This window comes from Kitasatospora sp. NPDC091257 (assembly GCF_044757675.1).
Lineage (GTDB): Bacteria > Actinomycetota > Actinomycetes > Streptomycetales > Streptomycetaceae > Kitasatospora > Kitasatospora lactacystinica.
In genome coordinates this window covers 1-5,872 of sequence record NZ_JBIVVI010000538.1, presented here as the reverse complement: position 1 = coordinate 5,872, position 5,872 = coordinate 1, and the positions used below count along the sequence as shown (strand labels likewise).

The 5,872-nt window shown below is 74.9% G+C and carries 5 protein-coding genes; 3 read left to right on the top strand and 2 right to left on the bottom strand.

Annotation, left to right across the window (positions count from 1 at the left end):
* A partial coding sequence (locus ACIQOV_RS23710; RefSeq protein ID WP_401051473.1) for a D-arabinono-1,4-lactone oxidase occupies positions 1-1,314 on the top strand: 1,314 nt, incomplete at its 5' end.
* Here ACIQOV_RS23710 and ACIQOV_RS23705 read toward each other — a convergent pair.
* Positions 1,311-2,192, bottom strand: a complete 882-nt coding sequence (locus ACIQOV_RS23705) for a hypothetical protein (protein WP_401051471.1) — start codon at positions 2,190-2,192, stop codon at positions 1,311-1,313. The two genes, ACIQOV_RS23710 and ACIQOV_RS23705, sit on opposite strands and share 4 nt — an antisense overlap.
* Positions 2,193-2,709: 517 nt before the next feature.
* On the opposite strand from ACIQOV_RS23705, the gene sepH reads away from it, so the two are divergent.
* On the top strand, positions 2,710-3,789 hold the full coding sequence (gene sepH / locus ACIQOV_RS23700) for a septation protein SepH (RefSeq protein WP_359913245.1): 1,080 nt from the start codon (positions 2,710-2,712) through the stop codon (positions 3,787-3,789).
* A gap of 153 nt (positions 3,790-3,942) precedes the next feature.
* Here sepH and ACIQOV_RS23695 read toward each other — a convergent pair whose 3' ends face one another.
* Positions 3,943-4,821, bottom strand: coding sequence for a sulfurtransferase (locus tag ACIQOV_RS23695; RefSeq protein WP_401051465.1), 879 nt, complete (start codon positions 4,819-4,821; stop codon positions 3,943-3,945).
* A gap of 239 nt (positions 4,822-5,060) precedes the next feature.
* On the opposite strand from ACIQOV_RS23695, the gene ACIQOV_RS23690 reads away from it, so the two are divergent.
* The gene (locus tag ACIQOV_RS23690; protein WP_401051475.1) at positions 5,061-5,804 is read left to right on the top strand and encodes a VOC family protein; all 744 of its coding nucleotides are present in this window, start codon (positions 5,061-5,063) and stop codon (positions 5,802-5,804) included.
* The last annotated feature ends 68 nt before the right edge of the window (positions 5,805-5,872 follow it).

The following is a 5,872-nucleotide window of genomic DNA, read 5'->3' as shown; positions in this document are numbered from 1 at the left end:
ACCCCCACCCGGTGGACCAACTGGGCCGGCAACCAGAGCGCCCGGCCCGCCCGGGCCGCCGCCCCCGGCACCGCGGAGGAACTGGCCAAGGAGATCCTGCGGGCCGCCGAACAGGGCCGCACCGTCAAGGCCGTCGGCTCCGGCCACTCCTTCACCTCCATCGCCTCCGCCGGCGACGGCGTCCAGATCCGCCCGCACGCGCTCACCGCCGTCCGCGGGATCGACCGCGAGGCCGGCACCATCACCGTCGAGTCCGGCCTCCCGCTGCACCGGCTCAACCGGGTCCTCGCCGCCGAGGGCCTCTCGCTGACCAACATAGGCGACATCGAGGTCCAGACCGTGGCCGGCGCCACCAGCACCGGCACCCACGGCACCGGCCGCGACTCCGGCTCGCTGGCCGCCCAGATCCGCGCCCTGGAGATCGTCCTCGCCGACGGCACCGTCCGGCACTGCTCCCCCACCGAGAACCCCCGGCTCTTCCAGGGCGCCCGGCTCGGCCTCGGCGCCCTCGGCGTGATCACCGCGCTCACCTTCGGCGTCGAGCCGGCCTTCCTGCTCACCGCGCACGAACAGCCGATGGGCTTCGACGAGGTGCTGGAGCGCCTGGACGACCTCACCGCCGTCAACGAGCACTTCGAGTTCTACTGGTTCCCGCACACCGACCGCTGCGCCACCAAGCGCAACAACCGCAGCCAGGGCCCGGCCGCCCCGCTGCCCCGGTTCAAGGAGTGGCTGGAGGACGACTTCCTCTCCAACACCGTCTGGGAGGGCGCCTGCCGGGTCGGCCGGCGCTTCCCCGGCTCGATCCCCTCGATCGCCTCGATGGCCAGCCGGGCCTGGTCCGAACGCAGCTTCACCGACACCGCGTACAAGGTGTTCACCAGCCCGCGCAAGGTCCGCTTCGTGGAGATGGAGTACGCGGTGCCGCGCGCGGCCGTCGGCGAGGTGCTGCGCGAACTGAAGGCCCTGGTCGAGCGCTCCGACTGGAAGGTCAGCTTCCCGGTCGAGGTGCGCTTCGCCCCCGCCGACGACCTCTGGCTCTCCACCGCCTCCGGCCGGGACAGCGCCTACATCGCCGTCCACCTCTACCGGGGCACCGCCGACCAGGGCTACTTCACCGGCGTCGAACAGCTGATGACCGCCCATCAGGGCCGGCCGCACTGGGGCAAGCTGCACACCCGCGACGCCGAGTACCTGGCCGGCGTCTACCCGCGCTTCGGCGACTTCACCGCGCTGCGCGACGAGGTCGACCCGCAGCGGGTGTTCGGCAACGACTACCTGCGCCGGGTGCTGGGCGCCCAGCGCATGTCCTAGGAGGTCACGGCGGTCCCGTCGGCCGACGGGGCCGCCGGTGCCTTCGCCGGTTCCTTCAGCGGCTCCCTCGCCGGGGCGTCGCTCGGCGCCGGCGGCTGCGGGGTCGTCCCGCCGCCGGGCTTCCCGCCGCCCGCCGACGGGGAGGCGCCGGCCGACGGGGTCGCGCCCGGGCCCGCCGAGGGCGAGGCCGTCCCCGCGCCGGTGCTCGGCGTGTCGCCCGGCTCCCGGCTCGGCCGGGTGGTCGCCGGGGCCGAGGCCCCGCCGGACGGCGCGGTGTCCTGGCCCGGGCGGCCGCCCGGGGCGGGCCGGTCCGTCGGGGCGTCCTGCGGCCGGTCGGACTTGGACGTCAGCGCCCCGCCGAAGGACGTGCCGTTGCCGGACTCGCCCTTGACCGTCGCCGACACCGGCTGCCCGGTGGCCAGTTCGAACGCCACGATCGGCGCCATCGCCAGCACGAAGACCAGCCCGGACACCGCCGCGTACGTCTTCCAGCCCCACCGCCGGCGCGCCCGCACCACCTGCGGCTCGCTCCATTCCGAGGTGATCACCGGCGGCTGCGCCCGCGTCCCGGACGGCCCGGTCTCCACCGGCGCCTGCCGCAGGGTGTTGGCGGCCTGGTTCGGCCCCCGGTCCACCGCCTCGCGCAATTGCTCACCGGTCCGCTTGAAGATGTGCTGGAACACCGCGCCACCGGTGGTGGCCCCGATGCTCACCACGGCGGCGCCCAGGATCGTGCCGTACACCCCCAGCTCGGAGGCCAGCAGCGCGCCCACCACCGTGGCCAGCGCACTCGCCGCGACCTGAGCCACACTCAGATCGATGCGCCTGCGCTCCTCCTTGACCTTTCCGCCCTCCTCGGCGGGGCTCCGCTCCGGCATCAACATCCCTCGGTCCGTACGACTGTTCCTCGAACAAGGCTCTCCATCTTGCACAAAGAAGGACACAAGGGACGAAAATGCGGTTCTCCGCACCCGGATTGTGTGAAGATGATCACCGTTCATCCGACGGTGGTCCGCCATTGGGGGAGCGCGCTCTTGAGATTCCCGTGAATCGCGGGAGACTTGAGCGGCGAGCCGCCCCGCTGGATGCCACGAATGGAGTACTGTTCGTAAAGCCCGAGCCTTGGGTCGACTTGTCGACTACGTCTACACCGGTAGCTTGACGAGGAGCCACTGAACGGGCACGCACGGCGACGCCGGTCCCGGATCGTCGCGAACACTCCGCGTGCGAGGACGGCCGGGACACCCAGGCGCGACGCCGACGGACGGCGTGGCAAAAAGGCAACCGTGCCACAGCGGCGCGCGCGGGCATAAGCCCGACACGCCGGGGAACTCAGCAAGGTTGTGGCCAGTCGCCAGTGGGCAGGCCACACTCAGTACGGGAGCAGCGACGCAGGTGACGTCGGCAGGCACCACCCGGGAGGTAACCGTGCCCGAACTGCGGGTTGTGGCCGTCAGCAACGACGGCACACGGCTGGTGCTCAAGGCTGCCGACAGCACGGAGTACACCCTTCCCATCGATGAGCGGCTGCGTGCCGCCATCCGCGGGGACCGGCCGCGCCTCGGCCAGATCGAGATCGAGGTCGAGAGCCATCTGCGGCCCCGGGACATCCAGGCCCGGATACGAGCCGGTGCCTCCGCCGAGGAGGTCGCCCAGGCGGCCGGCATCTCCGTCGACCGCGTCCGCCGCTTCGAGGGCCCGGTGCTCGCCGAACGCGCCTTCATGGCCGAGCGCGCCCGCAAGACCGCGATCCGCCGCAACGGCGAGTCCCCCGGTCCGCAGCTCGGCGAGGCCGTCGCCGAGCGGCTCGCGCTGCGCGGCGCCGAGAAGGAGACCGAGCGCTGGGACTCCTGGCGGCGCGACGACGGCACCTGGGAGGTCATCCTCTCCTACCGGGCCGACGGCGAGGGCCGCAGCGCCTCCTGGACGTACGACCCGCCCCGGCGCCTGGTCCAGCCCAACGACGACGAGGCCCGCGCGCTGATCGGCGAGAACGTCGAGCGCGAGGAGGAGTCGGTCTTCCCGTTCATCCCGCGGATCGCCCGGCTCCCCCACGAGCGGCCGCCCCGCCCGATGATCGACCGGCCCTCGGCCGACCGCATCATGTCGGCCCGCGAGGTCCGCGAGTCGCGGGAGGCCACCGCCGAGGCCCGGGACTCCTTGACCAGCCTGCTCGACGTGGTCCCCGCCTTCCGCGGCGACCTCGCCGTCGGCGCCCCCGCCCCGATCGAACCGGTGCCCGCCGAGGTCGCCGAGGAGAGCGAGGAGGCCGCTGCGGCGGCCGCCCCGGCCGTCGGCGCGGGCTCGGCCTACGCCGACATCCTGATGCCGCGCGCCGTCGCCCCGCACCGTGAGCGCCTGGTCGGCACCACCGACCGGCAGGCCGAGGCGGACGGCGTCCGGCCCGGGCGCCGGGCCACCGTGCCCAGCTGGGACGAGATCGTCTTCGGCAGCCGGCGCAAGAAGCAGGAGTAGTAGCGCAGCAGCAGCACGGTGGTAGGGGGCGTCGGCCGGGCCGGCGCCCCCTGGGGCGTGTCCGACCATTCGCCGCGCACCCGGCGGGAATGGTCGGACACGCCCTAGCGCTGCGCACCCGTCGGGGGATCCCGCCGCAGGGTGCGCGCCGGCTCAGCCCGGCTGCTCGGTGACCGCCACCGGACGCGACTCGTCGCTCGACCACTCGCTCCACGAGCCCGGGTACAGCACGGCCGGCAGACCCGCCACCTCCAGCGCCAGGATCTGGTGCGCCGCCGTCACGCCCGAACCGCAGTACACCGCGGTCTCCCGCTCCCCCGCACCCAGCGCCCGGAACCGGGCGGCCAGCTCGGCGGCCGGCCGGAACCGGCCGTCCGGGCCCACGTTCCCGGCCGTCGGCGCCGAGACCGCGCCCGGGATGTGCCCGGCCCGCGGGTCCACCGGCTCGCTCTCGCCCCGGTAGCGCTCCCCGGACCGGGCATCCAGCAGCAGGCCGCCGCGCGCCAGGGCCGCGGCGCCGTCCCCGTCCACCGTCGGCAGCTGCCCCGGCACCGGCTTGAAGTCGCCCTCCCCCGGCTCCGGCAGCTCGGTCGACACCGGCAGCCCGGCCCCCTGCCAGGCCGCGAACCCGCCGTCCAGCACCCGGACGTCCCGGTGCCCGGCCCAGCGCAGCAGCCACCAGGCCCGGGCCGCCGCCATCGAGGCCGCGCCGTCGTACACCACGACCGGGCGCAGCGCACTCACCCCGAAACGGCGCATCGCCGCGCCGAACTCCTCCGGGTCCGGCAGCGGGTGGCGACCGCCCCGGCCGGGGGCGCCGGGCGGGGCGGCCAGGTCCCGGTCCAGCTCGACGAAGTGGGCGCCGGGCAGGTGACCGGCCCGGTACTCCTCGGCCGCGGTCGGGCCGCCCGGCGCGGCGCCGACCAGCTGGTAGCGCACGTCCAGCAGCACCGGCGGCAGCGCGGAGGCCAGCGCCTCCCGCAGCTCGGCCGCGGAGATCAGCGGGGAACCGTCGTTGTAGGTGGTGGTCATGGCGGCCATTGTCGCGCAGCGCGGCCCCGGCGGCGGGGCATCCGGCTCCTTGTCGCGGTCCGACCCGCGAAATCCGACGGAATCCGTCGGGACACGCCCGAACCGCCGCTCTTTGTGGGGTCTTTGCCGGATTTTCCGCGCGGCCCGAGGGTTGGGCGCCCGCCAGAGTGGAAGCATCACCCTCGCGCGCGTGGATTTCCGTGCGCCAACCACCCACGAGGAGGCCCGCATTGCCCGCGGTGGAACTCCGACTGGCCCAGGGCACGCCCTGCTGGGTCAGCCTGCTGACCGACGACCTGCCCGGCGCCCGCGCCTTCTACGGCGCCCTGCTCGGCTGGACGTACACGCCCGGGCCCGGGCAGCTCGGCGACTACGTCCGGGCCGAGCTCGACGGGGCGCCGGTGGCCGGCCTCGGCGTCTCCACCGCCACCGGCTTCCCGGTGCAGTGGACCACCTACTTCGCCGTGGACGACGCCGACCGCACCGCCCAGCTGGTCCGCGAGTGCAGCGGGACCGTCGCCGTCGGACCGCTCCAGGCCGAACGCGCCGGGCGGATGGCCATCGCCGCCGACGTCTCCGGTGCGGTCTTCGGCCTCTGGCAGGGCGAGGAGCACCTCGGCCGGGAGGCCGGCCGCGAACCGGGCGCCCCGGCCTGGGCCGAACTGCTCACCCCCGACGCCCAGGGCGCCGCCGCCTTCTACTCCACCGTGTTCGGCTGCCCGGTCCGCTCCGCCGCGGACGAGACCGCGCTGCTGGTGCGCGGGCGGCCGGTCGCCGGCATCCGGCACCGCGCCGAGCTGCGCGGCCACCCGCCGCGCTGGCGCACCCACTTCGTGGTCCGCGACGCCGGGCTGGCCGCCCGTCACGCCGTGGAGCTCGGCGGCCGGGTCCTGGTCGAACCGCACGACACCGCCCGCGGCCGCGCCGCCCGGCTCGCCGACCCGCAGGGCGGGCACTTCTCCGTGCTGGAAGTGATTCCGTAGCGGCCGCCACCGTCCGGGGCTGCCGGTGCTGGCCGTGGTGCCGTTGCCCGTACGGGCGCCGGTGGTGG